Source organism: Pedobacter sp. ASV12, assembly GCF_016429155.1.
Classification (GTDB): domain Bacteria; phylum Bacteroidota; class Bacteroidia; order Sphingobacteriales; family Sphingobacteriaceae; genus Pedobacter.
Genome location: NZ_JAELUC010000363.1, coordinates 1 through 385, shown reverse-complemented (window position 1 = coordinate 385; position 385 = coordinate 1). Strand labels below are relative to the sequence as shown.

The window sequence follows — 385 nt, the reverse complement described above, 5'->3', positions numbered from 1 at the left end:
CCCCCCCCCCCCCCCCCCCCCCCCCCCCCCCCCCCCCCCCCCCCCCCCCCCCCCCCCCCCCCTTTCCACGCACAAGACGGCATACGCGATCATGAGTACTGTCTCGTGGGCTCGGAGATGTGTATAAGAGACAGGGCTATAGCGTGGTCGAATTTACCGACGCTGCCGACGTATATGTAATCAATACCTGTTCTGTTACCGACCATGCCGACAAAAAATGTCGCAAGGTGGTAAAAGAAGCATTGAAATATCTGTCTCTTATACACATCTGACGCTGCCGACGAACCACGACATGTGTGGGTGTGGGTGGGGGGGGGGGGGGGAGAAGGGGGGGGGGGGGGGGGGGGGGGGGGGGGGGGGGGGGGGGGGGGGGGGGGGGGGGGGG

The 385-nt window shown here is 66.2% G+C and carries 1 pseudogene; it reads left to right on the top strand.

The annotated features are described in order from the left end of the window. Positions 1–98 precede the first annotated feature (98 nt). Positions 99–251 (top strand): annotated as a pseudogene (locus JHD69_RS20700) (tRNA (N(6)-L-threonylcarbamoyladenosine(37)-C(2))-methylthiotransferase MtaB); the annotation flags it as partial. Positions 252–385 lie beyond the last annotated feature (134 nt).